Origin of the sequence: Streptomyces sp. NBC_00094 (genome assembly GCF_026343125.1) — a bacterium.
In the GTDB taxonomy this organism is placed as follows: Bacteria; Actinomycetota; Actinomycetes; order Streptomycetales; family Streptomycetaceae; genus Streptomyces.
Genome location: NZ_JAPEMB010000001.1, coordinates 1735440 through 1762106 on the forward strand (window position 1 = coordinate 1735440; position 26667 = coordinate 1762106).

Genomic DNA, 26667 nt, shown 5'->3' on the forward strand with positions numbered 1-26667 from the left:
ACCGTGTCACTAGGGTGCGACGTATCCTGCACGGACATGGCCCGCCGAGCAGGCCGGCCGGCGGCACCCCGCCCTCCACCCCCAGGGCTCGGTGCCCGGGAGAGATCCCCGACCGGACCGACAGCTCGTCGACGATCCCTAGACCGCTGACACACACAGGCCCGGCTGACACCCAGCCGGCGCAGCTGGAGCAAGCGCCCCACGGGGCGGACGTGGCCGTTCGACTGGAGTGAAGCACGTGGCCGGGCGCATCGAGGATTACGCACTCATCGGAGACATGCAGACCGCCGCCCTGGTCTGCCGGGACGGCAGTGTCGACTGGCTGTGTCTCCCACGCTTCGACTCCCACGCGGTCTTCGCGGGGCTGCTCGGTACGGAGGAACACGGGTTCTGGCGGGTCGGCCCCGCCGGACCCGAGGACGCCGAGGCTGCCCCCGCCGACCGGCGTCGGTACGTGGGCGACTCGCTCGTCCTGGAGTCCGAGTGGGACACCCCGCGCGGCACGGTCCGGGTGACCGACTTCATGCCGCCGCGTGACGGCGCCCCCCAGATCATCCGGATCGTGGAGGGCGTCACCGGCCGCGTGGCGATGCGCTCCGCGCTGCGGATGCGCTTCAGCTACGGCCGGATCGTGCCCTGGGTCCACAAGGTGGGCGAGCGCACGGTGGCCGTCGCCGGGCCCGACTCCGTATGGCTGGACACGGACGCGGAGACGCACGGCGAGGACCTCACCACGTACTCCGAGTTCACCGTCTCGCCCGGCGACCGGATCACCTTCACGCTCTCCTGGCAGCCCTCTCACAAGGAGCCGCCGGCGCTGCCCGACCCGGAGGGCTCGCTGGAGGCGACCGCCGACTTCTGGCGCGAGTGGGTCGAGCACTGCACGTACCACGGCCCCTACCGGGAGGCGGTCGTCCGCTCGCTGATCACCCTGAAGGCGCTGACGTACGCGCCGACCGGCGGGATCGTGGCCGCGCCGACCACCTCGCTGCCCGAGGAGATCGGCGGCGTCCGCAACTGGGACTACCGCTACACCTGGCTGCGGGACGCGGCGATCACCCTCTCCTCCATGCTGCGCACCGGCTACCGCGAGGAGGCCCGTGCCTGGCGGGACTGGCTGCTCCGCGCCGTCGCCGGCGACCCCGAGAACCTCCAGATCATGTACGGCATCGCCGGCGAGCGGGAGCTCGGCGAGGCGGAGCTCGACTGGCTCCCGGGGTACGAGAACTCCGGCCCCGTCCGGGTCGGCAACGGCGCCGCCAACCAGCTCCAGCTGGACGTCTACGGCGAGGTCACCGAGGCCCTCCACCTCGCGCACATGACGGGACTCTCCCGCAACGACTACGCCTCGCTGCTCCAGCTGAAGCTGATCCGGTACCTGGAGACCCACTGGGACCAGCCCGACGAGGGCATCTGGGAGGTCCGCGGCCCGCGCCGCCACTTCACCCACTCCAAGGTGATGGCCTGGGTCGCCGTCGACCGCACCATCAAGCTCATCGAGTCCGGGGACGCCGACGGCCCGCTGGAGCGCTGGCGCGAGCTGCGCGACGAGATCCACCGGGACGTCTGCGAGAAGGGGTACGACAAGGAGCGGAACACCTTCACGCAGTCGTACGGCTCCAAGGAGCTGGACGCCTCGCTGCTCCTCATCCCGCAGATGGGCTTCCTGCCGCCGGACGACAAGCGGGTCATCGGCACGATCGAGGCGATCCAGCGGGAGCTGTCCACGGAGGACGGCTTCGTGCTGCGCTACCCGACGGCCGGCGAGGAGGCCGGGGTCGACGGCCTGGAGGGCGACGAGGGCGCGTTCCTCGCCTGCTCGTTCTGGCTCGCCGACGACCTGGCGATGATCGGCCGGGTCGACGAGGCCCGCACGCTCTTCGAGAAGCTGCTCTCCCTCCGCAACGACCTCGGGCTGCTCGCCGAGGAGTGGGACCCCCGGCTCCAGCGCCAGGTGGGCAACTTCCCCCAGGCGTTCAGCCATGTCCCGCTGATCGACACCGCGCTGCGTCTGACGGCGAGCGGGGCGTACGGCGGCTAGCGGGGCGCCAGGCGGCCCAGGCCCTGACCCACCGGACAGGCCCTGGCGCCGCGGCCCAGGCCCTGATCCGCCGGACAGGGGCCCTGGGCGGCCCCGCGCGGGGGACGGAACCCGGACCTACGATGAGAAGGTCCCGTCCCCCCGTACGAAAGGGGGGCTCCCATGGGTCCCCATGTCTCCGAAAGCGCCCTGGCCGGACTCGTCGAGGACCTGGCCGGTGAGGTGATCACCCCCGGCGATCCGGTCTACGACGAGGCACGGGCGCTGCACAACGGCATGATCGACCGGCGCCCGTCGGTGATCGCCCAGTGCGCCACCCAGGCCGACGTGTCCAACGCGATCCTGTTCGGCCGCGAGGCGGAGCTGCCGATCGCGGTACGCGGCGGCGGGCACAGCGTCGCAGGGACCTCCATGATCGACGGCGCGCTGGTCGTCGACCTCCGCCGGATGCACGGCGTCGTCGTGGACCCGGAGGACATGACGGTACGGGTCGAGGGCGGGGCGACCATGGCCCACCTGGACCACGCGTGCCAGCCGTTCCACGTGGCGACCACCGGCGGGCGGGTGTCCACCACGGGCGTCGGCGGCTTCACGCTGGGCGGCGGCTCGGGCTGGCTGGAGCGGAAGTTCGGTCTTGCCAGCGACAACCTGCTCGCCGCCGACCTGATCACCGCCGAGGGCAAGCACGTCCACACGGACGCCGAGGAGAACCCGGAGCTGTTCTGGGCGCTGCACGGCGGCGGCGGCAACTTCGGGGTGGCGACCTCACTGACGCTGCGGCTGCACCCGCTGCCCCGGATGAGCGTCGCGATGCTGTTCTTCCTGCCCGACGACGCGCCCGAGGTGGTGCGCACCTTCCGCGATCTCGGCGCCCGCGCGCCGGACGAGATGGGCGGCGGCGCCATCTACATGCCGGCGCCCCCGGAGCCGTTCGTCCCCGAGGAACTGGTCGGCAAGCTGGTCTGCGGGGCCCTGTTCACGTACACCGGCCCGGTCTCCGAACTCCGTGAGTTCGCGGCGCCGCTGTTCGCGCTGAAGCCGGTGGTCGAGGTCGTCACGGACATCCCGTACGTGGACCTGCAGACGATGCTCGACGACCCTCCCGGGCTGCGGAACTACTGGTCGGCCGAGTATCTGACGGACTTCCCCGACGAGGCCGTGGACACCTTCTGCGACCGCGGCGCGCGGATCCCGGCGTCGACCGCCACCCAGCACGTGCTGTTCCTGATGGGCGGGGCCGTGGCCGCCGGGGCCTCCCGGTACCCGCAGCCGTGGCGCACCGCCCCCTGGGCGGTGCACCCGTTCGCGACCTGGGAGGACCCCGCGTACGACGAGCAGGCGAAGCAGTGGGTCCACGACGTGCGGGCCGACGTGCGACCGTGGGCCCTCGACGCGACGTACCTGAACTTCATCGGTGCCGAGGGCGAGCAGCGGATCGTCTCCTCCTTCGGTGAGGAGAACTACCGCCGGCTCGCCGCCGTGAAGGCCGCGTACGACCCCGGCAACGTGTTCCGTTTCAACCAGAACATCGCGCCGGCCGGCTGAGGCTCACCCCCGGCATCCGAGGCTCACCTCAGCGCGTCGATCACCTCCTTGGCGGCGCGCTCGCCCTCCGTGGCCCCGCCCTCCATGAAGCCCTGGAAGTCGTAGCTGCAGTGCTCGCCGCCGATGTGGACGTTGCCCTGGGCCTTGCCCTCGTACCCGGCGTACCGGTGGAGATAGCCGACGGGCCAACAGGAGTACGCCCCGAGCGCGTACGGGTTCTTGTGCCAGGCGGAGAGCTGGGCCCGGCCGTTGTACGCCCTGGAGGTGCCGGGGAAGAAGGCGTCGATGCCCGCGAGGTAGCGGGTGACGAGGCTGCGCACGTACGGGTCGGACTCGGTGGAGAACGGCCCGGCCGGGTTCAGGTTCCTGGCCAGGCTGCCGCCGCCGTACTGGATGAGGATGCCGCCGGTGCCGCCCTGGACCTTGGTGGTGTCCCAGGTCTGCTGGACCTCGCTGTCGGTGAAGCAGTCTCCGGCGGAGACGCCGGGCCAGGGGCCGGTGCCGCGCCAGGGACGGGTGCCGAACTGCATGTTGAGCTTGGTGCAGTCGCCCATGCGGGCGTCCCGCAGCAGGTTCCGCATGAGCGGGTCGAAGCCCGCGAGGGACAGGTCGAGCTGCTTGAGGACCGGCAGCGGGAGGCAGAGGATCGTGTGGTCGGCGGTGACCGTCCGGGTGGCGCCGGCCTCGTTGAAGGTCAGCGTCTGGGTGCCGTCGGCGTTGGCCCGTACGGCGGTCAGGGACCAGCCCCGGCGCAGGGTGCCGGACGTGAGGGCCCCGGCGATGGCGTTCGGGAGCTGGTCGTTGCCGCCGACGATGTGGTACCGCTCGTTGGACAGGCCCCAGATGTTGAAGTTGCCCGGATTGGTCTGGTAGCCCATCAGCAGGACGAGCGCGAGCGAGGACTGTTCGGTGGTGTCGGCGCCGTACTCGACGTTGTAGGCGACGTCGATGAACTTGCCGAGCGGCGAGGAGTGGCCGCCGGGGACGCGGGTCTCGATCCACTCGTACACGGACATGTTGTCGAGGGCGGTGCCGGTGGGGGTGGTCTGGTTCCAGAAGACCTCGCCCGCCTCGGAGAGGTCGCGGCGCAGTGCCTGGTAGACCCCGTTGAAGTCCTCGTCGGCCTGGTGGCGCGGGTAGTAGGCGCCGTCGAACCAGAGGACCTCCTCGGCCCCGTTGGGCCCGCCGCCGAGGAAGTCCTCGACGTCGAGGTCGAATCGGCGGCAGAGCTCCAGGATCTTCTTGTGGCTGGTGTCGATCAGCTCGCCGCCGATCTCGGAGGTCTGGCCGTAGGCCCAGTGGCTTCGCTGGGTCCACATGCGGCCGCCGACCCGGGACGGGTTGGCCTCGTAGAGCGTGGGGCTGAGGCCGGCGTCCTGGAGGGTGAGGGCGGCGGTGAGGCCGGAGATACCGGCGCCGACGACGGCGATCCGGGCGGTGCTCTGGACCGGCGGGTCCAGGGTGGCGGCGGCGTGGGCGGGTGCGGCCCCGCCCAGGCCGACGGCCCCGCCGGCGCCGACGGCGACACCGGCGGCGGCCGCGTACTTGAGCAGGGACCGGCGCCCGAGGGCGTCCGCTCTCATGCCTCTGAGTTCGTCGACGGGGATGTCGAGCCGACGGGCATCGGCGTGCTCGGCGGCGAGGCGCTTCAGGAGGTGCATCGGGTTGGTGCGTGCCATGGGGCGCTCCTGGGAGGAAGAGGGGGATTCAGCTCTGGGGTACGGCGGCGGGGACGGGAACCTCTTCGTCGGCGCGCTCGGTGGCGTCCTCCAGGACGACGCGGCCGATGATCTCGTACCGCTCGGGCCGCTTGGCCTTGAGGTAGAAGCCGAGGCCGAGGCCGCCGAAGAAGACCGTGCCGACGATCCAGGGGATCGCCTTGAAGAAGAGGGAGTCGGCGGCGAGACCGGCCGCGGTCTCCAGGTTCATGATCAGCAGGACGACGACGGCGATCATGCCGATGCCGCCGAGGAGCGGCGCGGTGAGGGTCCTGAACCAGTGCCGGTCCTCGGGGTGGTTCTTGCGGAAGTAGCCGATGACGGCGAAGGAGCAGAGGGTCTGGACGATGAGGATCGCCATCGTGCCGAGGATCGCGAGCAGCGTGTACAGGTGGATGTAGGGGTCCTGGCCGGTGAGCCAGAAGGCGACGACGAGACCCACCGCGATCGCGCTCTGCACGTAGGAGGCGATGTACGGCGAGCCGTGCTTGGCGTGGGTGCGGCCGAGCGCCGGGTGGAGGAAGCCCTCGCGGCCGATGGCGTACAGGTAGCGCGAGGCGCACTGGTGGAAGGCCATGCCGCAGGCGAAGGAGCCGGTGAGCAGAAGCCACTGGAAGGCGTCGACGGCCCAGGCGCCGATGAAGGACTGGGTGGGGGCGAAGAAGAGGTCGAGCGGGCTGGCGGAGGCCGACAGCTTCACCGACTCGGTGAGGCCGTTGCCGGCGATCGTCATCCAGGAGACGTAGATGTAGAAGAGGCCGACGCCGATGACGGATATCAGGGTGGCGCGCGGGATGACCTTCTTCGGGTTGCGCGACTCCTCTCCGTACATCGCGGTCGACTCGAAGCCGACCCAGGACCAGAAGGCGAAGAAGAGGCCGAGTCCCGCGGAGGTGCCGGTGAAGGCGTTCATCGGGTTGATGGGCTCGACCGGGATGCCGTCGGGGCCGCCGCCGGCGATCAGCACGGCGGTGGCGACCGCGAAGAGGACCGCGATCTCGGCGATCAGCATCACTCCGAGCGCCTTGGCGGTCAGGTTGATGTCGAAGTACGAGAGGACGGCCGTCACGGCCAGCATGACCGCCGCGTACAGGATCCACGGGAGGTCGACACCGAGCTGGTCGGCGACCGTCGTCTTGGTGAAGTACGCGAAGACACCGACGATCGAGGCCTCGAAGACGATGTACGCGAGGACCGCGAGCATGCCGGAGGCCATGCCGGCGATCCGGCCCAGGCCGTGCGAGATATAGCCGTAGAAAGCGCCGGCGGCCGTGATCCGCTTGGCCATGGCGACATAGCCGACCGAGAAGACGGTCAGGACGAGCGTCGCGAAGAGATATCCGGCGGGCGCGCCGGTGCCGTTGCCGAAACCGACGGCGATGGGGAGGTTGCCCGTCATCGCGGTGATCGGGGCCGCGGTGGCCACGGCCATGAAGACGACGCCGACAAGACCGACGGAATTCGCCTTCAGTCGGTGGACCTCTGGGGTGGAGTTCTTTGCCATGGCGCGAGAGCATCCTCGCGTGTGACGCAGGCCACAATCGACATGAGGTCGCACAATTCACGCCACGGGGCGACGAGTTGTCGCCCTGGTGTACGAAGTGTCCGGTCCCGTAACCCTGGGGTGATGTCACGGGAACACGGACGCGGGGTAGCGTCCGGCCCCATGGACAATCAGGGCGGGATCACCGTGCAGCGGGCCCTCGAACTTCCGGGGCTGCGCAGCGGGCTCCCGGAGGTCGTCGCCGGGGCGGACCGGCTGCACCGCACGGTGCGCTGGGTGCACGCCGGTGAGGTACCGAACATCGCGTCGCTGCTCAAGGGCGGCGAGCTGCTGCTGACCACGGGGCTCGGCCTCGGGACCCGGCCGGCCGAGCAGCGGGCCTTCGTCCGCCGGCTCGCGGACCGGGGCATCGCGGCGCTCGTGGTGGAGCTGGGCCCGCGCTTCGCCCGGCTCCCGGCGACGATAGTGGAGACCGCGCGGGCGTCGGGTCTGCCCCTGGTGCAGCTGCACCGCGAGGTCCCCTTCGTGGCCGTCACGGAGGAGATCCACACCGAGATCGTCAACGGCCACTACGCGCTCCTCCGCCAGGCCGAGGAGGTCCACCGGCAGTGCACGGAGGCCCTGCTCGGCGGCGGCGGGGTCCCGCAGGTCCTGCGCATCCTCTCCGACTTCGCCGCGAACCCGGTCTTCCTGGAGACCGCCGACGGACAGCTCCTGTACGCGGCGGGCACCGAGTCCGGCCCCGCCGACCCGCTCCAGGTCTGGGACGGACTGCGCGGCCAGCGCGCGGCCCGCGAGTCCGGCCCGCCCACCGGTACGGTCCTCGTCGACGTGCCGGGCGGCGGTCCCGGTACGGGTTCGGTCCGGGCCCGTCTGGTCCTCCTCGCGGTCTCCGGCGCCCTCTCCCCCGTCCACCGGATGGCGGCCGAGCGGGCGGCCGGCATCCTCGCGGTCGTCCTCATGCAGGCGCGCCAGGAGGAGGAGCTGGCCGCGCGCGGCCGGGGCGACTTCCTGACGGACCTGGCGGAGGGCCGGATCACGGCCGAAGCGGCACCGGCCCAGGCCCGCGTCCTCGGCTTCAAGCCGGGCGACGGCCCCCTGCTGCCGGTCGTCATGCGCCTGGCCTCGGAACTCTCCCCCTCCGGCAACTGGGCCCTCCTGGCCCGAGCGGTCCTCGAAGAACTCTCCTCCGTCGGCGTCCCGGTCCTCCTGGGCGTCCGCCCGGTGGAGGGCCGGGTCCCCCTCCTCCTCGGCCTGCGCTCGGAGTCGGAGCGCACGGCCGTCGCGGACCGGGTCGCGGCGGCGCTCCGCGCGGGCGTGGAGCGGGCAGGCCTGGAACGCGCCGGCGTCCACCCTCCGGTGGTCGTCGTGGGCGTCGCCGGAAGCTGGGCGGCGGCCTCGGCGGGCCTGCGGCACGCGGCGGAGACGGCGACGGCCGCGCAGGGCCTCTCGGAGCTCCCCTGGTACGACGCCCGCCGCCTCGACATCGACCTGCTGCTGTGGCGCCTCCGGGACCACCCGGACCTCGCGGCCTTCGTGGACCGAGCGATCGGCCCGCTCCGCGACCACGACCGCACCTCCCGCCCTCCGCTGCTCCCCACCCTGGAGACGTACCTGGCCCACGCGGGCCGCAAGGCGGAGACGGCCCGCGAACTCCACCTCAACCGCCAGACCCTCTACAACCGCCTGGCCCGCATCTCCGAACTCCTGGGCACGGACCTGGACGACCCGCAGACGGTCCTGGCCCTGTCCCTGGCCCTCAGAGCCCGCCGCCACGCGACGTAACCGCACCCGCCGGAGGACCGGAGGCGCGTGAAGGGTGCGGGCACGGTCTCGTCAGAGCTCAGAGCTCAGAGCTTCGGGCAGGGGTCGGGCAGGGGTGGGGCGGGGCGGGGCGGGGGAGAAGAACCCTCCCCGCCCCACCAGGTCACCGCCCCGCCAACTCGTCGTACACGCTCAGCACATGCGCGACCGTGTCGTCCTCCGTCGGCCACGTCCCCGCCTGCACCCGCCCCGCCGCCGCCAGATCCATCCGCCGGTCCGCGTCCTCCAGCAGCCCCCGCACGGCCCCCGCGAGCGCGCCCGCGTCCCCGTACGGCACGAGTTCCGCCGCGTCCCCGACGAGTTCCGGCACCCCGCCGACGGCCGTCGCGACCAGCGGCACACCGAGCCGCAGCGCCTCCTGCGCGAGCAGGGAGCGCGCCTCCCGACGCGACGGGAGCACCGCGACGTCCGCCGCGGCAAGCAGCTCCGCGACGTCGTCGCGCCGCCCGATCAGCCGCACCGCGAGCCCCTCCGCCGCGATCCGCCGCTGGAGCGCGGCCCGTTCACGCCCCTCCCCCGCGATGACGAGCAGCGGCTGCGGATCGAGGTCCCGCCACTCCCGCGCCGCGTCGAGCAGCGTCCCGTACCCCCGCCCTCGTTCGAGCGCCCCGACCGCCATCAGCAACGGCCGGTCGACCGCGCCGAGTTCGGCGCGGGCCTTGCCGTCGTGGAGGCAGACCGGCCCGCGTGCGGCCGGCACGGTGACGGGCGCGAGCCGGGCGTCCCGGGCCCCGCGCCGCCGGGCCCGGTCGACGAGTTCGGAGGACGTGCCGAGGACGACGGACGCGGCCCGCACCGTCCTCCGTTCCAGGAGCCGCTGCACCCCGCCCCGCGCCCCGTCCAGATGGTTCCGGCTGTGCCAGGTCGTCACGAGAGGCGTACGCCCGCCACCGGAGGCCCCGCAGGGCGGCGCCGACAACGCGAGCGCGGCTCGCACAGAGGCCTGCAGCCCGTGCGCGTGCACCACGTCCGCGCCGATGCAGGCGTTACGGAGCGCGGTGACGGTCGCGGGGTCGCCGAGGCGCGGCAGGGGCACGAAGTGCGCGCCGGCGCCGAGGTAGTCGTAGAGACGGTCGAGTCCTGCCGGGGCGCACACGGTCACCCGCACGCCCCTCGCCACCAGCCCCGAGGCGAGTGATCGGACGTGAGAGCTGCTGCCCGCGCTGCCGCCGCCCAGCACTTGGACCGTACGGAGCTGAGTCACGCGCCCAAGGATGCCAGCCCGGACCCCCGACCGTACGCACGTTCCGGCACCGATGTGGCGTCGTTCCCCTGTACGGAAGGCGTTCACCGTCCCGGACCGGCCCAGGGTTCACTCACATGGGTGAGCGCACGAGGCGGCGCCCCGCTCCCCCCACACCGCGGCGGCGACCAGCCCCACCGCGTGCGCGGCAAGCCCGAACCGCCCGTTCCCGGCCGCGATCGCACCACCGACGCCCGCACCGAGCGCGTGCGCCCCCATGTCGCCGAGCATCGTACGCTCCCCGAGGTCCTCACCCAGGACCGCCGCTGCGGCCCCCATCGGGGCGGCGGCGAGCGACCCTCGCAGCAGCCCCGGCGCGCCGAGCGCGAGCACGGTCAGACCCGCCCGCCCCGGCCGTACGTCCACGAGGTTCACCAGGTGGGCACTGCCGGCGATGACGACTCCGGCGAGGACCTTGTCCAGGGGCCGTTCCTTGAGCAGCGCCCCGGCCACCAGGGAGGCCGCGCCGATGCCGAGGAGCTTGACGGCCCCGCTGGTCACCTCGCCGTCCCGAAGCGCCGTCAGATGTGCCCGGAAGCCGCGCCGATGGTCACCCCGCAGGTCGTCGTACCGCCCGCAGACGGCTGACGCGGCGACGGCCAGCGCCGCGCCCGGCGCGAGGGGCGCGACGGCGACCGCCGAGCCGAACGCGGCCGCCGCACCGGCCTGGAGGACGACCGGCCGGCCCGCGTGGTTGACCCGCTCCCAGCTCCGCGGGTTCCCCGGCGGGCGCCGCCTCAGCTGCCCGTACGCGAGTCGGGTCGCGCCGAAAGCCGCGGCGAACGTACCGATCCGCCCCAGGTCACGCCTCACGCGTCCGCCCGGGCCGTGGCGAGGAGCTCCTCGGCATGCGCCCTGGCCGTCTCGGAGTCCTCCTGGCCTGCGAGCATCCGGGACAGCTCCCGTACGCGCTCCTCGCCCTCCAGGACGGTGACGCCGGACCGGGTCACGGAGCCGTCGTTGGTCTTCTCGACGAGCAACTGCCGGTCGGCGAAGGCCGCGACCTGCGGAAGGTGGGTGACGACCACGACCTGCGCGGTCTTGGCGAGCTTGGCGAGCCGGCGCCCGATCTCCACGGCCGCCTTGCCGCCGACGCCCGCGTCGACCTCGTCGAAGAGGTACGTCGGCACGGGATCGGTCCCCGCGAAGACGACCTCCACCGCGAGCATCACCCGGGACAGCTCACCGCCCGAGGCGCCCTTGGCGATCGGCCGCGGCGGCGCGCCGGGGTGCGGGGCGAGCAGCAGCTCGACCTCGTCGGCCCCGGACGGCCCGTAGACGACCCGCCGCCCGCCGACCTCGACGCCCTCCGGGTCCTCGGTCTGGCTGATCTCGAAGGACACGCGCGCGTGCGGCATGGCGAGCGAGGCGAGCTCGGCGGTGACCGCGTCGGCGAACAGGTCGGCGGCCTCCGTACGGGCGTCGGTGAGCCGCTGGGCGAGGACGGACAGCTCGTCGCGCAGCCGGTCCCGTTCGGCGGTCAGTTCCTCGATGCGGTCGTCGTCGCCGTCCAGCTCCCCGAGCCGGTCCGCGCCCTCCTCCGCCCAGGCCAGGACGGCCGCCGTATCCTCGCCGTCCCGCCCGTACTTCCGGGTGAGCTGGGTGAGGGCCGCGCGCCGCTCCTCGACGGCGGCGAGCCGCAGCGGGTCGGCGTCCAGGTCGTCGGCGTACCCGGCGAGCTCCCCTGCCACGTCCCCGAGCAGGATGGAGATCTCCCCCATCCGGTCGGCGAGCGAGGCGAGCGCCGCGTCGTGTGTCCGTACGGCCTCCAGGGCCCGGACCGCACCCGCGACCAGGGTCGTCGCGTCGACGGCCTCCGGGTCCTCCGGGTTGCCCGCGAGCGCGCCGTGCGCGAGCGCGGCGGCGGAGGCGAGGGCCTCGGCGTGACCGAGCCGCTCCGCCTCGGCGGCGAGTTCGACGTCCTCTCCGGCGCGCGGGGCGACGGCCTCGATCTCGCCGAGCCCGAAGCGCAGCAGATCGGCCTCCTGGGCCCGCTCGCGGGCCCGGGTGGTGATCTCGTCCAGCTCACCGGTGACGGCGCGCAGCCGCCGGTACGCCTCGCCGTACGCGGCGAGGGGGCCGGCGACGGCCTCGCCCGCGTACCGGTCGAGCGCACCGCGCTGCCGGGCGGGCTTGAGCAGGCCCTGCTGGTCGGTCTGGCCGTGGACGGCGACGAGCTCGTCGGCGAGCTCCGCGAGCAGCCCGACGGGCACGGAGCGCCCGCCGAGGTGGGCCCGTGAGCGTCCCTCGGCCGAGACCGTGCGGCTGACGAGGAGTACGCCCTCGTCGAGCTCCGCTCCGGCCTCCTCCGCGCGTACGGCGGCGGACCCGCCCGCGGGCACCCTGATCCGGCCCTCGACGACGGCCGAGGCCGCGCCGATCCGCACCAGGGCCGGGTCGGCCCGTCCACCGAGCAGCAATCCCAGACTGGTCACGACCATGGTCTTGCCCGCACCGGTCTCACCGGTCACCGCGGTGAAGCCGGGCGACAGCTCGACCACCGCGTCGTCGATGACCCCGAGCGACCGTATCCGCATCTCCTCCAGCACGCCCCAGACCATACGAGGTTTCCCCGGTCCGATGCGACATCGCCCCGGGCGTAACTCCCCGGCGCGCCGATCGTTCGGGACCGGGGAGTCCCGGGAGGTACGTCAGTGCGGAGCGCCCCGCCACCCCGACACCGGGAGGGCGAACTTGGCGACCAGCCGGTCCGTGAAGGAGGCGTGGTGCAGTCGGGCCAGCCGAACCGGCACGGCGCCCCGCCGCACCTCGACCCGCGCGCCCGCCGGAAGCTCCACGGTCCGCCGCCCGTCGCACCACAGCACGCCGTGCGGGGTGTGCGGCTCGACCTCGACGGCGAGGACCGACTCGGGGGTGGTGATCAGCGGCTTGGCGAACAGCGCGTGGGCCCCGATCGGGACCATGAGCAGGGCCTCGACCTCCGGCCAGACGACCGGCCCGCCCGCCGAGAAGGCGTACGCGGTGGAGCCCGTCGGTGTCGCGCAGATCACCCCGTCGCAGCCGAAGCCCGTCACCGGGCGGCCGTCGATCGCGAGGACGACCTCCAGCATCCGCTCCGGGGACACCTTCTGGACGGCCGCCTCGTTGAGGGCCCAGTCGCGGTGCAGGACGTCGCCGTTCTCGTACACGACGACGTCGAGCGTCATGCGCTCCTCGACCTCGTACGCCTTCGTCACGACCCGGTCGACGACCTTGTCGAGGTCGTCCCGCTCGGCCTCCGCGAGGAAGCCGACCCGGCCCAGGTTGACGCCGAGCATCGGCACCCCGGAGGCCCGGGAGAACTCGGCGCCGCGCAGCAGCGTGCCGTCCCCGCCGAGGACGACGAGCAGCTCACAGCCGTCGAGCGCGTCGGAGCAGGCCTCCGGCACCTTCTCGACGGACGGCGGCAGTGGCAGGTCCGAGGCCTCCGCCTCCAGGACGCGGACGCCGATGCCGCAGCGCAGCAGCCCCAGGACGACCAGTTCGGCGCTGCGCACGGCGGCGGGTCGGCCGGTGTGCGCGAGCAGGAAGACGGTGCGTGATGTTCCCGATGGTGCTGCTGCCGTTGAGCTCAACGAGGTCCCTCCGCCACGGCGCGGTCGACGTCCGCCGGATCGAGCGCGGGCGCGCCTGCCCGCAGCCACAGAAAGTACTCGACGTTCCCGGAGGGGCCGGGCAGCGGGCTGGCGGTGACGCCGAGGACACCGAGCCCGAGCTCGGCGGCCCGCCGGGCCACGTTCTTCACGGCGTCGGCCCGGAGTTCGGTGCTCCGCACGACTCCGCCCGTACCGAGCCGCTCCTTGCCCACCTCGAACTGCGGCTTGACCATCAGGACGAGGTCGGCGTCGGGCGCGGTGCACGCCACGAGGGCGGGCAGGACGAGGCCGAGCGGGATGAACGACAGGTCGCCGACGACGAGGTCGACCGGGACGCCGTCGATCGCGTCGACCGTCAACTCGCGGACGTTCGTCCGGTCCTTCACGGTGACGCGCTCGTCGCTCTGCAGCGACCAGGCCAGCTGGCCGTAGCCGACGTCGACGGCGACGACATGGGCGGCGCCCGCGCGCAGCAGTACGTCGGTGAAGCCGCCGGTGGAGGCTCCGGCGTCCAGGGCGCGCCGGCCCTCGACCCGCAGCCCCTGCGGTACGAAGGCTTCGAAGGCCCCGGCGAGCTTGTGGCCGCCGCGCGAGACGTAGTCGGGATCGTCGTCGTCCTGGACGACGACGATGGCCGCGGCGGTCTCGACCTGGGTGGCGGGCTTGGTGGCGACGGTCTTGCCGACGGTCACCCGGCCCGCGGCGATCAGCTGGCTGGCGTGCTCGCGCGAGCGCGCGAGCTTGCGCCGTACCAGCTCGGCGTCGAGACGGCGGCGTGCCACTCCTGCCACGTTCGGTTCAGCTCCTGTTGTCGTGCGGACGGGGTGCGGGATGCGCGTCGAGCGAGGTCAGCTCGGCGCGCAGGCCACGGTGTACATCCTCGTACACCGCCAGGTGTCCGTCCGCCGGGAGGTGGTCCACCTCGCCGAGACGCGCCAGGTGGGCGTCGACGGCGGCGTGGCCGGTGAGCTCCCGGTCGACGCCGAGCGGCGCGGGCGCGGCGGGTTCGTGGCCGGCTTCGGCCACCTCCCCGGTCTCCCGCTCCATCGGTCCCGGCTCCGTCGTCGCATCGCTCATCCCCCGACGCTATCGCGAAGCCCTGGGGTACGGTCGACCGCGATGGCGACGATCACCGAGTGCCGTGGCGCACTGGACAGACTTTCGGACAATCTCGCGCGGGCCGACGGCGACGTGCGGAGTGCGACCGCGCTCGACCGCAGCCTGAGCTGCCACATCACGGACCTCGACACGACCTTCACGGGCCGTCTCGCGGGTGGCCGGATCGAGGTCGTGGACACGGTGGCCGGCCCGCCGCCGTCCAAGGCGCAGATCCGGCTCGCGATGACCGGTGACGATCTGGTGGCCATGGTGGGCGGCGAGCTGAACTTCGCGAAGGCGTGGGCCTCCGGCCGGGTCAGGCTGGAAGCCGGTTTCCGTGACCTGCTGAAGCTGCGCTCGCTCCTGTAGCACCGCTGCGGCATGGCACCGACGGCCTACTTCCGCAGGACGGGCACGGCCTCGGCCGCACCCTCGGCCTTCCGGGCCCGTGCCGTGCGCCCGGCCGGTACGACGAGCGGCGTCCCGGTCTCCGGGTCCTCGATGACCTGGCAGCGCAGCCCGAAGACCCGCTCGACCAGTTCGGCCGTCACGACCTCGGACGGCGGGCCCTCGGCGACGACCTCGCCGCCGCGGACGGCGATGAGGTGGGTCGCGTACCGGGCCGCGTGGTTGAGGTCGTGCAGGACGGCGACGAGCGTCCGGCCCTGCGTCTCGTGCAGCTCGGCGCAGAGGTCGAGGACGTCGATCTGGTGCTGGATGTCGAGGAACGTCGTCGGCTCGTCGAGGAGCAGCAGCGGCGTCTGCTGGGCGAGCGCCATGGCGATCCAGACGCGCTGCCGCTGTCCGCCGGAGAGCTCGTCGACGTACCGCTCGGCCAGCTCGGCGACGCCGGTCGAGGCCATCGACTCCTGGACGATCCGCTCGTCCTCCGGCGACCACTGCCGCAGCAGCCCCTGGTGCGGGTAGCGGCCGCGGGCGACGAGGTCGGCGACGGTGATGCCGTCGGGGGCGATCGAGGACTGGGGCAGCAGGCCGAGGGTCTTGGCGACCTTCTTGGCGGGCAGGGAGTGGATCGACGCCCCGTCGAGCAGGACCCGCCCCTCGGAGGGCTTCAGCATCCGGGAGAGGGCGCGCAGCAGGGTCGACTTGCCGCAGGCGTTGGGTCCGACGATGACGGTGAAGGAGTTGTCGGGGATCCCGACGGACAGGTCGCGTGCGATGACCCGCTGCTCGTACGCGAGGGTGACCGACTCCGCACTCAGACGCTGCTTCTGCCGACCGCCCATACCCGTACTCCCGTTGTCCTTGTTCGTGGTCATATCCGGCCCGCCTTGCGTTCGGTGACGAGCAGCCAGAGCAGATAGCAGCCGCCGAGGATGCCGGTGACGACGCCGACCGGGAGCTGGCGCTCCCCGAAGGCGTTGGTGGCGATCCAGTCGGCGATGAGCAGCAGCGCCGAGCCCATGAGGGCGGAGGCGGCGAGGTTGGGGCCGGGCGCCCGGGTCAGCCGGCGGGCCAGCTGGGGCGCGCTCAGCGACACGAAGACGATCGGTCCTGCGGCGGAGGTGGCGACGGCGACGAGCAGCACGGCCGAGGCCATGAGGACGATCCGGGTCCGCTCGACCTTCACCCCGAGGGCGTACGCGGCGTCGTCGCCCATCTCCAGCATGCGCAGGGCCCGGCCGTGGCCGAGGACGAGCGGCAGCAGGAGGCAGCAGACGGCGAACAGCGGCCAGAACTGGGACCAGTCGCGCCCGTCGAGGGAGCCGGTCATCCACACGGTGGCGCGAGTGGCGTCCGCCAGGTTGGCCTTGGTGATCAGATAGTGGATGACGGAGGTGAGCATGGCGGCGGCGCCGATGCCGACGAGGACGAGCCGGTAGCCGTGCACGCCCTTCTTCCACGCCAGCAGATAGATCGTGACACCGGTGACGAGCCCACCGACGACGGCCCCGCCGGCCGCGGCGGCGGCGCTGCCCTGGAAGAGCACGATGACGGCGAGCGCGCCGACGGTGGCGCCCTGACCGAAGCCGATGACGTCGGGACTGCCGAGCGGGTTGCGGGAGACCGACTGGAAGACGGCCCCGCCGACGGCGAGCGCGGCGCCGACGAAGACGGCGACGAGGACCCGCGGCAGCCGCAGGTCCATGACGGCGAACTCCTGGACGACGGTGCCCTTGCCGAGGAGGGTGTCGACGACCTCGCCGGGCGACATGGGGAAGTCCCCGGTGCCGATGAGGACGACGGCGACGGCGAGCGTGAGCACGAGGAGGCCGAGGACGGAGAGCGCGGCCCGGGGCTCGTACCGTACGGAGAACCCGCCGCCGGCCCGCAGGGTCTTGGTGGTCACAGCTGGGCCATCCTCTTGCGGCGTACGAGTCGGATGAAGACGGGCCCGCCGATGAGGGCGGTCACGATGCCGACCTGGAGCTCGGAGGGCCGGGCCACGAGCCGCCCGACGATGTCGGAGCCGAGCAGCAGGACCGGCGCGAGGACGGCCGCGTAGGGCAGGATCCAGCGCATGTCGGGCCCGGTGATCGCCCGCACCATGTACGGGACCATCAGCCCGAGGAAGACGATGGGGCCGCAGGCCGCGGTGGCGGCGCCGCACATCAGGGTCACGGACACCATGGCGATGACCCGGGTCCTGTTGATGTTCGCGCCGAGGGCCCGGGCGGTGTCGTCGCCCATCTCCATGGCGTTCAGGGGCCGCGAGATGAGCAGCGCGAGGACGGCGCCCCCCAGGATGAAGGGGGCGACCTGCCGGATGGTCTCCATGTCGGCGGAGGCGAGCGACCCGACGGTCCAGAACCGCAGCCGGTCGAGGGCGGCGGAGTTGAGCAGCTGGACGGCGTTGACGTACCCGTAGAGCGCGGCGGTGGCGGCGGTCCCGGCGAGCGCGAGACGCACGGGGGTGGCACTGCGGCTACCCCCGAGGAGATAGACGACGACCGCGACGACCGCGGCCCCCACGAAGGCGAACCAGACGTAGTCCTTGACGTCGGACACCCCGAGGAAGGCGATGGCCGAGACGACCGCGGCAGCGGCCCCCGCGTTCACGCCGAGCAGCCCGGGCTCGGCGAGCGGATTACGGGTCAGCCCCTGCATCACGGCCCCGGAGAGCCCGAGGGCGAGCCCCACGAGCAGCCCGAGCAGGGTACGGGGGACGCGTACGTCATGGATGACGACGTCATTGCCGACGCCGCTGTTCCGGAACAACCCGTGCCACACGTCCCCGAGCGGCACCGGCTTGGCACCGATCATGATGCTCAGGACACAGACCAGCAGCAGGACGAAGACGGCCGCTCCCAACCCGACGGCACGCACGGAATTCCGGCGCGTCGGAGACTGGGCGGCAGACGTCGACTCCGCGCTCGCTCGGGAGGGACTCTCAACCAACACGGAGTTAGGTTAGCCTACCCAACTTTCCCGCCAACACCCCTGCCCCCGACGCTCACCACGCCCCGAAGCCACCACCGGCCCCGGGGACCGACCCCGCTCTCGTCACGGTTTCCGGAACGGACGGAGCTGCGGGAATGGAGGAATCCTCACCACCCCAACCGCGCCAGCGCCTTCCCCGCGTCCGCCTCACACGCCCCGTCCCCCGCAGCCGACCACGCCGCCCCGCACAACGCCCGCACCCCGTCCATCACATCCGCACCGGCGTCGCCCCCGTCCCCACCGACCGACTCGAGCACCAGCTCACCCCCGCCGACCGACGCACGCCATCCCCCGCACACGAACGCTCCCCCATCCCCCGCGACAACCTCCGGCTGCCCCACCAGCAACCCCCGCAGATCCGCCGCCACATACGTCGGCCGATGCTCCGGCACCGCGGCGAGCAGCTGCGGGACATCCGTCACCCCGGTCAGGACCAGCAGCGAGTCCACCCCACCGTTGAACGCGCCCTCGATGTCCGTGTCCAGCCGGTCCCCCACCACCAGCGGCCGCGCCGCCCCCGTCCGCAGCACCGTCTCACGGTGCATCGGCGGCAGCGGCTTCCCCGCGACCTTCGGCTCGGCACGACCCCCCGTCGCGATCCGCACGACCTCCACCGCCGCCCCGTTCCCGGGCCCGATCCCCCGGGCGCCGGGAATCGTCAGGTCGGTGTTCGAGGCGTACCACGGCACGCCCCGCCCCACCGCGTACGCCGCCTCCGCGAACCGCGCCCACGGCAACTCCGGCCCCCCGTACCCCTGCACGACCGCCGCGGGGTCGTCGTCCGCCGACTCCACGGGCACGAGCCCCCGCTCCCGCAGCGCCACCCGCAGCCCTTCGCCCCCGACGACCAACACCCGTGACCCCGACGGAACTTCGTCGGCGATCAGCCGCGAGACCGCCTGCGCGGAGGTGACGACGTCCCCGGCCACCGCCGGGACTCCCAGCTCGGTGAGGTGCTCCGCGACCTCCTCCGGCGTCCGGAGCGCGTTGTTCGTGACGTACGCCAGGTGCATCCCGCCGGCCCGCGCCGTCCCCAGCGCCTCCACGGCGTACGGGACGGCCACCCCACCCGCGTACACGACACCGTCCAGGTCGAGGAGCGCGGTGTCGTACGCCTCGCTCAACGGCACGGCACTGCCTCCCGGCAGCGTCCTGCCGCCGTCGCCCTGCTGCCCCTGCCCGCTCCGCACCGTCACCGCTCGCTCCTCGCCTCACCGGGTGAGAATTCCCCCGCTCCCCCGATCATCGCTCATGCCCACGCACACATACGATGTCGAGATGAACACCTCAGGTCACGCGGCCGCCGACGTCCGCGACGACTCCGCAGGGCTGCGTCTGGCCCCGTTCCGTGGACTCCGTTACGTCCCCGAGCGGGTCGGCAGCCTCGCCGCCGTGACGTCTCCCCCCTACGACGTCGTCGTCCGACCTGACGGACTGCTCCATCTGGAGTCCGCGGACCCGCACAACATCGTCCGGCTGATCCTCCCGCAGGCGATCACCGCCGGCACCCGCCACCGCAAGGCCGCCGTCACCCTCGACCGCTGGCTCGCGGACGGCGTCCTCGCCCCGGACCCGGAACCCGCGCTCTACGTGTACGAGCAGCAAGGCGACGGCATCCTCCAGCGGGGCATCATCGGGGCCCTGGAGCTCTCCACCCCGGACGAGGGCGTGGTCCTCCCCCACGAGGACGTCATGCCGCACGTGGTCGAGGACCGCGCCGCCCTCATGCGGACCACCGCCGCCAACCTGGAGCCCCTGCTCCTCACCTACGTCGGTGACCGCGACGGCGGCGCCGACGCGGTCGTCGAGCGCGCGGTCCGCAGCGAGCCGCTGCTCTCCACCACCACGGAGGACGGCTTCCACCACCGCCTCTGGGCGGTGACCGACCCGTCCGAGCAGGCCGTCGTCGCCACCGAACTCCGCCGCCACCAGGCGCTGATCGCCGACGGCCACCACCGCTGGGCGACGTACCTGCGTCTGCGCGAGGAGCACGCCGTTCCCGGCCCGTGGAACTACGGCCTGGTCCTGCTCATCGACACCGCCCGCTACCCCCTGCGGGTCCGCGCCATCCACCGCCTCCTCAACCGCCTGCCGGTCGCCGACGCCCTCACGGCCCTCGGCGACTCCTTCCGGGTACGCCGGATCGACCAGCCCCTGCCGGCGGCCCTGGAGGCCCTCGCGACGGCGGCGGCCGACGGGAACGCCTTCCTCCTCGCGGGCGACGGCGCCTTCCACCTCGTCGACCGCCCCGACCCCGACCTGCTCCACCGCACGATCCGCACGGACCGCCCCGAGGCCTGGCGCACCCTGGACGCGACGGTCCTGCACTCCACTCTCCTGGAGCATGTCTGGCACATCCCGGACGCGCCCGAGGACATCTCCTACATCCACGACACGGAGGCGGCGGTCGCCCAGGCGGAACGCCGCGGCGGCACGGCCGTTCTCATGCATCCGGTACGAGAGGACGTCGTCCGGGACCTCGCCCGGCAGGGCGTCACGATGCCCCGCAAGTCGACCTCGTTCGGCCCGAAGCCCGCGACCGGCCTGGTCCTCAGAAGCCTCGCGCTGGACTGAAAGACCCCGGAAACGACGAAAGGGCGGCACCCCCCGGGGGTGCCGCCCTTCTCATATGCCCACGTCAGCGAACGTCGCCGTCGTAGTCCTCGTCCTCGTCTTCGTCCTCGTCGTCAAGGTCGTCGATCTCGTCCTCCACGGACACGTCCTCGACCGACACGTCCTCGACGCCCTCGACAGCCTCGAGAACCTCGTCCTCCGAGTCGTCGAACGCGTCCACGAACTCGACCCCGTCCAGCTCGGCGAGCCGGTCGGAAGCGTCCGTGGCGCCGTCCTTGTCGGCCTCCAGGGCCTTGGCGAACCACTCACGCGCCTCGCTCTCACGACCGGCGGCGAGCAGCGCGTCGGCGTAGGCGTACCGCAGGCGCGCGGTCCACGGGTGGACGGCACCGGACGCGAGCTCGGGGCTCTGCAGCGTCACGATGGCGGCGTCCAGCTGATCCATGTCGCGACGGGCGCCGGCGGCCACGAGCCGCATCTCCACCTGTCCGGCCTTGTCGAGCTTCTGCACCTCGGGCTCGCCGGCCATCGCCAGCGCGCGCTCGGGACGGCCCATGCCGCGCTCGCAGTCGGCCATGACGGGCCACAGCTCGACACCACCGCTCATCCGACGCGCGGCCCGGAACTCGGCCAGCGCCTCGGAGTACTTCTGCGTGGCGTACGCGGCGAACCCGGCCGCCTCACGCACGGCCGCGACACGCGACGCGAGCCGCAGGGCGACCCGGGAGTACTCGTACGCCCTCTCCGGCTCCTCGTCGATCAGCTGGGCGACCATGACGAGGTTGCGGGAGACGTCCTCGGCCAGCCCCTTGGGCAGGCTCATCAGCTCCTGGCGCACATCCGGGTCGATCTCCTCACCGGTGACGTCGTCCGGGATCGGCAGACGCTTGATCGGCGCGCGGTCACCACGGTCCCGGTCACGGTCGTCCCGACGCCCGAAGCCACCCCGGTCGTCCCGCCCACGGAACCCACCACGGTCGCCGTCCCGCCGGTCATCCCGCCGGAACCCGCCACGGTCGCCACCACGGCTGTCGTCCCGCCGGTCGTCACGCTGGTACGAAGGCCGCTCGTCGCGACGGAAACCGCCACGGTCGCCACCGCCACCACGGTTGTCGTCCCGACGCTCATCGCGACGGAACGCGGGCCGCTCGCCACGGCTGTCGTCACGACGGAACCCACCACGGTCGCCGCCACCACGGTTGTCATCGCGGCGGTCGTCACGCTGGTACGAAGAAGGCCGCTCATCGCGACGGAAACCGCCACGGTCGCCGCCACCACGGTTGTCATCGCGGCGGTCGTCACGCTGGTACGAAGAAGGCCGCTCATCGCGACGGAAACCGCCACGGTCGCCGCCACCACGGTTGTCGTCCCGCCGGTCGTCACGCTGGTACGAAGGCCGCTCGCCACGGCTGTCGTCACGACGGAACCCACCGCCAGTGCCACCACCACGGTTGTCATCACGACGGAAACCGCCACGGTCGCCACCGCCACCACGGCTGTCGTCACGACGGAACGCGGGCCGCTCGCCACGACTGTCGTCGCGACGGAACCCACCACGGTCGCCGCCACCACGGTTGTCGTCCCGACGCTCATCACGCTGGTACGAAGGCCGCTCGCCACGGCTGTCGTCACGACGGAACCCACCGCCAGTGCCACCACCACGGTTGTCATCACGACGGAAACCGCCACGGTCGCCACTGCCACCACGGCTGTCGTCGCGACGGAACCCACCGCCGGCGCCACCACCGCGGTTGTCATCACGACGGAACCCACCGCGGTCGCCGCCACCACCACGGCTGTCGTCACGACGGAACCCACCGCCGGCGCCACCACCGCGGTTGTCATCGCGACGGAACCCACCGCCAGTGCCACCACCGCGGTTGTCGTCCCGACGGAACCCACCGCCAGTGCCACCGCCACGGTTGTCGTCACGACGGAAGCCACCACGGTCGCCACCGCCACCACGGTTGTCATCCCGACGCTCATCACGACGGAACGCGGGCCGCTCGCCACGGCTGTCGTCACGACGGAAACCACCGCCAGTGCCACCACCACGGCTGTCGTCACGACGGAAGCCACCACCGGTACCGCCACCACCGCGATTGTCATCGCGACGGAAGCCACCACCGGTGCCACCACCGGCACCGCCACCGCGGTTGTCGTCCCGACGGAAGCCACCGCCGGCGCCGCCGCCACGGTTGTCGTCACGACGGAAGCCACCACGGTCGCCACCGCCACCGCGGTTGTCATCGCGGCGCTCGCCACGACGGTCATCGCGCTGGTAGGACGGCCGGTCGTCTCGACGGAACCCGCCAGCGCCGCCGCCTCGGTTGTCGTCACGGCGCGGCCCGCGGAAGCCGCCCCGGTCGCCACCGCCACCGTCGTTGCGACGCGGCTCGCGCTCCGGACGGTCGTCGGGAGAGTTGGTGGACATGTGGGTGACTCCTGTCTTCGGGTACTGCAGTCATTCTCGCGCAGCGGACACTCTGCCGCGCATCGGGAAAATCAAGCAAAAACAAAAGGACCCCTGGTTCCAGCGTGAACGCTGGGACCAGGGGTCCTGAAATATTGTTCGGCGGCGTCCTACTCTCCCACAGGGTCCCCCCTGCAGTACCATCGGCGCTGAAAGGCTTAGCTTCCGGGTTCGGAATGTAACCGGGCGTTTCCCTAACGCTATGACCACCGAAACCCTATCGGTTTCGAGCGAACAAGCACACTTTGTAGTTGTGTTCTGCTCAAAGCCAGCAACTGTTCGTTGCTTCAGAACTAACACAGTGGACGCGAGCAACTGAGGACAAGCCCTCGGCCTATTAGTACCGGTCAGCTCCACCCATTACTGGGCTTCCACATCCGGCCTATCAACCCAGTCGTCTACTGGGAGCCTTACCCTCTCAAGGAGGTGGGAATACTCATCTCGAAGCAGGCTTCCCGCTTAGATGCTTTCAGCGGTTATCCCTCCCGAACGTAGCCAACCAGCCATGCCCTTGGCAGGACAACTGGCACACCAGAGGTTCGTCCGTCCCGGTCCTCTCGTACTAGGGACAGCCCTTCTCAATATTCCTGCGCGCGCAGCGGATAGGGACCGAACTGTCTCACGACGTTCTAAACCCAGCTCGCGTACCGCTTTAATGGGCGAACAGCCCAACCCTTGGGACCGACTCCAGCCCCAGGATGCGACGAGCCGACATCGAGGTGCCAAACCATCCCGTCGATATGGACTCTTGGGGAAGATCAGCCTGTTATCCCCGGGGTACCTTTTATCCGTTGAGCGACGGCGCTTCCACAAGCCACCGCCGGATCACTAGTCCCGACTTTCGTCCCTGCTCGACCCGTCGGTCTCACAGTCAAGCTCCCTTGTGCACTTACACTCAACACCTGATTGCCAACCAGGCTGAGGGAACCTTTGGGCGCCTCCGTTACCCTTTGGGAGGCAACCGCCCCAGTTAAACTACCCATCAGACACTGTCCCTGATCCGGATCACGGACCGAGGTTAGACATCCAGCACGACCAGAGTGGTATTTCAACGGCGACTCCACCATGACTGGCGTCACGGCTTCAAAGTCTCCCACCTATCCTACACAAGCCGAACCGAACACCAATATCAAACTGTAGTAAAGGTCCCGGGGTCTTTCCGTCCTGCTGCGCGAAACGAGCATCTTTACTCGTAGTGCAATTTCACCGGGCCTATGGTTGAGACAGTCGAGAAGTCGTTACGCCATTCGTGCAGGTCGGAACTTACCCGACAAGGAATTTCGCTACCTTAGGATGGTTATAGTTACCACCGCCGTTTACTGGCGCTTAAGTTCTCAGCTTCGCCACACCGAAATGTGACTAACCGGTCCCCTTAACGTTCCAGCACCGGGCAGGCGTCAGTCCGTATACATCGCCTTACGGCTTCGCACGGACCTGTGTTTTTAGTAAACAGTCGCTTCTCGCTGGTCTCTGCGGCCACCCCCAGCTCACGGAGTAAATCCGATCACCAGTGATGGCCCCCCTTCTCCCGAAGTTACGGGGGCATTTTGCCGAGTTCCTTAACCATAGTTCACCCGAACGCCTCGGTATTCTCTACCTGACCACCTGAGTCGGTTTAGGGTACGGGCCGCCATGAAACTCGCTAGAGGCTTTTCTCGACAGCATAGGATCATCCACTTCACCACAATCGGCTCGGCATCAGGTCTCAGGCTTAATGTGTGACGGATTTGCCTATCACACGCCCTACACCCTTACCCCGGGACTACCACCGCCCGGGCTGGACTACCTTCCTGCGTCACCCCATCGCTTACCTACTACAAGTCTGGTTCGCCGGCTCCACCACTTTCCTTTCCCCGAAGGGTCCGGAACGGCTTCACGGGCTTAGCATCGCCTGATTCGATATTGGGCGTTTCAAAGCGGGTACCGGAATATCAACCGGTTGTCCATCGACTACGCCTGTCGGCCTCGCCTTAGGTCCCGACTTACCCTGGGCAGATCAGCTTGACCCAGGAACCCTTAGTCAATCGGCGCACACGTTTCTCACGTGTGTATCGCTACTCATGCCTGCATTCTCACTCGTGAACCGTCCACAACTCGCTTCCGCGGCTGCTTCACCCGGCACACGACGCTCCCCTACCCATCACAGCGGGCGTTGGCCCTATTGCTGCAATGACACGACTTCGGCGGTACGCTTGAGCCCCGCTACATTGTCGGCGCGGAATCACTTGACCAGTGAGCTATTACGCACTCTTTCAAGGGTGGCTGCTTCTAAGCCAACCTCCTGGTTGTCTCTGCGACTCCACATCCTTTCCCACTTAGCGTACGCTTAGGGGCCTTAGTCGATGCTCTGGGCTGTTTCCCTCTCGACCATGGAGCTTATCCCCCACAGTCTCACTGCCGTGCTCTCACTTACCGGCATTCGGAGTTTGGCTAAGGTCAGTAACCCGGTAGGGCCCATCGCCTATCCAGTGCTCTACCTCCGGCAAGAAACACACGACGCTGCACCTAAATGCATTTCGGGGAGAACCAGCTATCACGGAGTTTGATTGGCCTTTCACCCCTAACCACAGGTCATCCCCCAGGTTTTCAACCCTGGTGGGTTCGGTCCTCCACGAAGTCTTACCTCCGCTTCAACCTGCCCATGGCTAGATCACTCCGCTTCGGGTCTTGAGCGTGCTACTGAATCGCCCTATTCGGACTCGCTTTCGCTACGGCTTCCCCACACGGGTTAACCTCGCAACACACCGCAAACTCGCAGGCTCATTCTTCAAAAGGCACGCAGTCACGACCCATTGGGTAAACCCAATGAGCGACGCTCCCACGGCTTGTAGGCACACGGTTTCAGGTACTATTTCACTCCGCTCCCGCGGTACTTTTCACCATTCCCTCACGGTACTATCCGCTATCGGTCACCAGGGAATATTTAGGCTTAGCGGGTGGTCCCGCCAGATTCACACGGGATTTCTCGGGCCCCGTGCTACTTGGGTGTCTCTCAAACGAGCCGTTAATGTTTCAGCTACGGGGGTCTTACCCTCTACGCCGGACCTTTCGCATGTCCTTCGCCTACATCAACGGTTTCTGACTCGTCTCACAGCCGGCAGACTGTGAAAGAGAGATCCCACAACCCCGCATGCGCAACCCCTGCCGGGTATCACACGCATACGGTTTGGCCTCATCCGGTTTCGCTCGCCACTACTCCCGGAATCACGGTTGTTTTCTCTTCCTGAGGGTACTGAGATGTTTCACTTCCCCTCGTTCCCTCCACATGCCCTATGTGTTCAGGCATGGGTGACAGCCCATGACGACTGCCGGGTTTCCCCATTCGGAAACCCCCGGATCAAAGCCTGGTTGACGGCTCCCCGGGGACTATCGTGGCCTCCCACGTCCTTCATCGGTTCCTGGTGCCAAGGCATCCACCGTGCGCCCTTAAAAACTTGGCCACAGATGCTCGCGTCCACTGTGTAGTTCTCAAACAACGACCAGCCACCCATCACCCTGCTCCATAAAGAAGCAAGTTCACTGGGGCCGGCATCACGAAGGCAACGACCATACGGCCGTACCCTCAGATACCCAACAACGTGCCAAGCACAGCCGATTCATCGATCCCGTTTTCCACGCCGAAGCAGTACTCACGATCTCTCAGACAGCG

The 26667-nt window shown here is 70.5% G+C and carries 18 protein-coding genes, 2 rRNA genes and 1 pseudogene; 5 read left to right on the forward strand and 16 right to left on the reverse strand.

Annotation, left to right across the window (positions count from 1 at the left end; all coding sequences use genetic code 11):
• Positions 1–277: 277 nt before the first annotated feature.
• On the forward strand, positions 278–2041 hold the full coding sequence (locus OG580_RS07440; protein ID WP_267042840.1) for a glycoside hydrolase family 15 protein: 1764 nt from the start codon (positions 278–280) through the stop codon (positions 2039–2041).
• A 162-nt stretch (positions 2042–2203) separates the two neighbouring features.
• Positions 2204–3586, forward strand: a complete 1383-nt coding sequence (locus tag OG580_RS07445; protein WP_267042841.1) for an FAD-binding oxidoreductase — start codon at positions 2204–2206, stop codon at positions 3584–3586.
• A 23-nt stretch (positions 3587–3609) separates the two neighbouring features.
• On the opposite strand, the gene OG580_RS07450 is transcribed toward OG580_RS07445, so the two are convergent.
• Together OG580_RS07450 and OG580_RS07455 are read right to left on the reverse strand one after the other, a co-directional pair.
• Positions 3610–5265, reverse strand: a complete 1656-nt coding sequence (locus OG580_RS07450; RefSeq protein WP_267042842.1) for an NAD(P)/FAD-dependent oxidoreductase — start codon at positions 5263–5265, stop codon at positions 3610–3612.
• A 28-nt stretch (positions 5266–5293) separates the two neighbouring features.
• The gene (locus OG580_RS07455) at positions 5294–6808 is read right to left on the reverse strand and encodes an APC family permease (RefSeq protein WP_267042843.1); all 1515 of its coding nucleotides are present in this window, start codon (positions 6806–6808) and stop codon (positions 5294–5296) included.
• A gap of 162 nt (positions 6809–6970) precedes the next feature.
• Here OG580_RS07455 and OG580_RS07460 point away from each other — a divergent pair, with 162 nt between their 5' ends.
• Entirely contained in the window at positions 6971–8593 is a 1623-nt protein-coding gene (locus OG580_RS07460; RefSeq protein ID WP_267042844.1) for a PucR family transcriptional regulator, read from the forward strand.
• A 142-nt stretch (positions 8594–8735) separates the two neighbouring features.
• On the opposite strand, the gene OG580_RS07465 is transcribed toward OG580_RS07460, so the two are convergent.
• The 6 genes from OG580_RS07465 to OG580_RS07490 form a co-directional block, all read right to left on the reverse strand.
• A complete protein-coding gene (locus tag OG580_RS07465) occupies positions 8736–9836 on the reverse strand; it encodes a glycosyltransferase family 4 protein (RefSeq protein ID WP_267042845.1) in 1101 nt (366 codons plus the stop codon).
• Between the two features lie 108 nt (positions 9837–9944).
• Positions 9945–10688, reverse strand: coding sequence for a hypothetical protein (locus tag OG580_RS07470; RefSeq protein ID WP_267042846.1), 744 nt, complete (start codon positions 10686–10688; stop codon positions 9945–9947).
• Positions 10685–12436: a DNA repair protein RecN gene (gene recN / locus OG580_RS07475; protein ID WP_267042847.1), complete on the reverse strand. Its 1752-nt coding sequence runs from the start codon at positions 12434–12436 to the stop codon at positions 10685–10687. The genes OG580_RS07470 and recN overlap by 4 nt, the downstream gene beginning before the upstream one ends.
• 90 nt (positions 12437–12526) lie before the next feature.
• Entirely contained in the window at positions 12527–13450 is a 924-nt protein-coding gene (locus OG580_RS07480; RefSeq protein ID WP_024757739.1) for an NAD kinase, read from the reverse strand.
• Positions 13447–14262, reverse strand: a complete 816-nt coding sequence (locus OG580_RS07485) for a TlyA family RNA methyltransferase (RefSeq protein ID WP_267042848.1) — start codon at positions 14260–14262, stop codon at positions 13447–13449. Before OG580_RS07485 ends, OG580_RS07480 begins: the two co-directional genes overlap by 4 nt.
• 7 nt (positions 14263–14269) lie before the next feature.
• A complete protein-coding gene (locus OG580_RS07490; protein WP_267047928.1) occupies positions 14270–14518 on the reverse strand; it encodes a hypothetical protein in 249 nt (82 codons plus the stop codon).
• A 72-nt stretch (positions 14519–14590) separates the two neighbouring features.
• On the opposite strand from OG580_RS07490, the gene OG580_RS07495 reads away from it, so the two are divergent.
• A complete protein-coding gene (locus OG580_RS07495; RefSeq protein WP_267042849.1) occupies positions 14591–14938 on the forward strand; it encodes an SCP2 sterol-binding domain-containing protein in 348 nt (115 codons plus the stop codon).
• Positions 14939–14964: 26 nt separating this feature from the next.
• Here OG580_RS07495 and OG580_RS07500 read toward each other — a convergent pair whose 3' ends face one another.
• The 4 genes from OG580_RS07500 to OG580_RS07515 form a co-directional block, all read right to left on the reverse strand.
• On the reverse strand, positions 14965–15849 hold the full coding sequence (locus tag OG580_RS07500) for an ABC transporter ATP-binding protein (protein ID WP_267042850.1): 885 nt from the start codon (positions 15847–15849) through the stop codon (positions 14965–14967).
• A complete protein-coding gene (locus OG580_RS07505) occupies positions 15846–16880 on the reverse strand; it encodes an iron chelate uptake ABC transporter family permease subunit (protein ID WP_267042851.1) in 1035 nt (344 codons plus the stop codon). The genes OG580_RS07500 and OG580_RS07505 overlap by 4 nt, the downstream gene beginning before the upstream one ends.
• Positions 16877–17932 carry an iron chelate uptake ABC transporter family permease subunit gene (locus tag OG580_RS07510; protein ID WP_267042852.1) on the reverse strand — a complete coding sequence of 352 codons (1056 nt, stop codon included), beginning with the start codon at positions 17930–17932 and terminating at the stop codon, positions 16877–16879. Before OG580_RS07510 ends, OG580_RS07505 begins: the two co-directional genes overlap by 4 nt.
• Before the next feature lie 146 nt (positions 17933–18078).
• Entirely contained in the window at positions 18079–19167 is a 1089-nt protein-coding gene (locus tag OG580_RS07515) for an HAD hydrolase-like protein (RefSeq protein ID WP_267042853.1), read from the reverse strand.
• An 82-nt stretch (positions 19168–19249) separates the two neighbouring features.
• On the opposite strand from OG580_RS07515, the gene OG580_RS07520 reads away from it, so the two are divergent.
• Positions 19250–20545, forward strand: a complete 1296-nt coding sequence (locus tag OG580_RS07520) for a DUF1015 domain-containing protein (protein ID WP_267042854.1) — start codon at positions 19250–19252, stop codon at positions 20543–20545.
• A 64-nt stretch (positions 20546–20609) separates the two neighbouring features.
• On the opposite strand, the gene OG580_RS07525 is transcribed toward OG580_RS07520, so the two are convergent.
• From OG580_RS07525 to OG580_RS07540, 4 genes and pseudogenes are all read right to left on the reverse strand, one after another.
• Entirely contained in the window at positions 20610–21428 is an 819-nt protein-coding gene (locus OG580_RS07525; RefSeq protein ID WP_267047929.1) for a tetratricopeptide repeat protein, read from the reverse strand.
• 105 nt (positions 21429–21533) lie between these two features.
• Positions 21534–22979, reverse strand: a pseudogene (locus tag OG580_RS07530) (hypothetical protein); the annotation flags it as partial.
• 136 nt (positions 22980–23115) lie between these two features.
• Positions 23116–23232: ribosomal RNA gene (gene rrf / locus OG580_RS07535) — 5S ribosomal RNA — on the reverse strand.
• A gap of 103 nt (positions 23233–23335) precedes the next feature.
• Positions 23336–26458, reverse strand: a 23S ribosomal RNA gene (locus OG580_RS07540).
• Positions 26459–26667 lie beyond the last annotated feature (209 nt).